Annotated in this window: 1 protein-coding gene; it reads left to right on the top strand. The window is 65.1% G+C overall.

Annotated elements, in window-relative coordinates; genetic code table 11:
- Positions 1–125 precede the first annotated feature (125 nt).
- Positions 126–1,525 (top strand): IS3 family transposase gene (locus IWX89_RS18300; RefSeq protein WP_196904962.1). Its coding sequence is split into 2 segments (ribosomal slippage): positions 126–453 and positions 453–1,525, totalling 1,401 coding nucleotides; the frame shifts between segments, so codons are not numbered across the junction.
- Positions 1,526–1,560: the final 35 nt, after the last annotated feature.

The raw sequence follows: 1,560 nt of genomic DNA, 5'->3' as shown, positions 1-1,560 counted from the left end.
CCCTACGTGTCAGGGTGAGTTGAGGCCAGTAGCTCAGAGCAATTCCGCCGTTTGACGTAGGGCGAGAATCAGGAAGTCCCACCATGTCCAGCTCATCGTTGATCGCCGTGCGCGACGATAGTCCCATGAGTAACAGCAGTCCCGGCCCGCGCGCGGGTGGCCCGACCGCGCGGCGGTCGTTCACCCCGAAGCAGAAGCTCGACCGTCTGGCCGCGTATGAGGACGCGATCTCGCGGAACGGGGGCGGCGCGTATTTGCGGGAGCAGGGCATCTATTCCTCGCAGATCACCGAGTGGAGAAAGCTGCGAGATGCGGGCGTGCTGCAGGGTAAGAAGCCTGGGGAGAAGATCGGCCGGCTCACGCCGGAGCAGGTCGAGATCGCGAGGCTTCGCCGGCAGCTAGACCTGACCGAGCGGCGGTTGGAAACGACCGGGGTGGCGTTGGAGATCATGTCAAAAATGCACGAGCTACTCGAAAGTCTTTCGAAGAGCTCGCGGGACGAAACACCGCAGACGAAACCGTGATGACCACCTACCTCGAGCTGACCCGCCGCGGGATCCCGACCCGGCTGGCCGCCGTGCTGGTCGGGTTGCCGCGGGCGACCGCGACCCGGGCGCCGCGTACCCCGACGCCCCGGTCGGTGCTGGTGCCGGCGAACAAGCTCGGCGACCTCGAGCGGGCCCGGATCCTGGCGGTGGTGAATTCGGCCCGGTTCGTGGATCTACCGCCGATCCAGATCTACGCGCAACTGCTGGACGAGGGCGTGTATTTGGCGTCCATCTCCACGATCTACCGGGTCCTGGCCGAGAACCAGCAAGTCAAAGAACGCCGCCGGCTGGCCCGGCACCCGGCCCGGGCGATCCCGGAACTGGTCGCCACCGGCCCCGGCCAGGTCTATACGTGGGACATCACCAAGCTGCCTGGCCCGATCAAGGGCAAGTACTACGACTGCTACGTGATGATCGATATCTTCTCCCGCTACATCGTCGGTGCGAAGGTCCATCCGGCGGAGTCCGCGGTCCTGGCCGCGGAGATGATGACCGAGGCCTTCGGCATCCATGGCACCCCGCAGGTCGTCCACGCGGACCGGGGCACGTCGATGACGAGCAAGACCGTCGCCGTGCTGCTCTCGGATCTGGAAGTGACCAGGTCGCACTCCCGACCTCGGGTGAGTAACGACAATCCGTTTTCGGAGGCGTGGTTCAAGACGCTCAAGTTCGCCCCGGTGTTCCCCGAGAACTTCAGCAGCCTCGGTGATGCTCGCCGGTTCATGGACGCCTTCGTCGAGGGTTACAACCACACCCACCGGCACACCGGTATCGGGCTGAACACGCCCGCCGACGTCCACTACGGCCTCGCCGCCGGCAAGGCCCTCGAGCGGTCCAAGACGCTGGCCGGAGCCCGCGCCCGAAACCCCGAACGGTTCAATACCGACGCCGACCCAAAGATCCTCGCCACCCCCGACGCGGCCTGGATCAACAAGCCCACCGAAGCACAAGAAAGCGAACCGAAACTAGCCGCCTAAACTCACGCTGGCCTCATCCACCTTGACAAATTCCG

It is taken from the genome of Cryobacterium sp. MP_M3, assembly GCF_015752155.1.
Classification (GTDB): domain Bacteria; phylum Actinomycetota; class Actinomycetes; order Actinomycetales; family Microbacteriaceae; genus Cryobacterium.
This window is presented reverse-complemented; position numbering and strand designations above follow the sequence as displayed.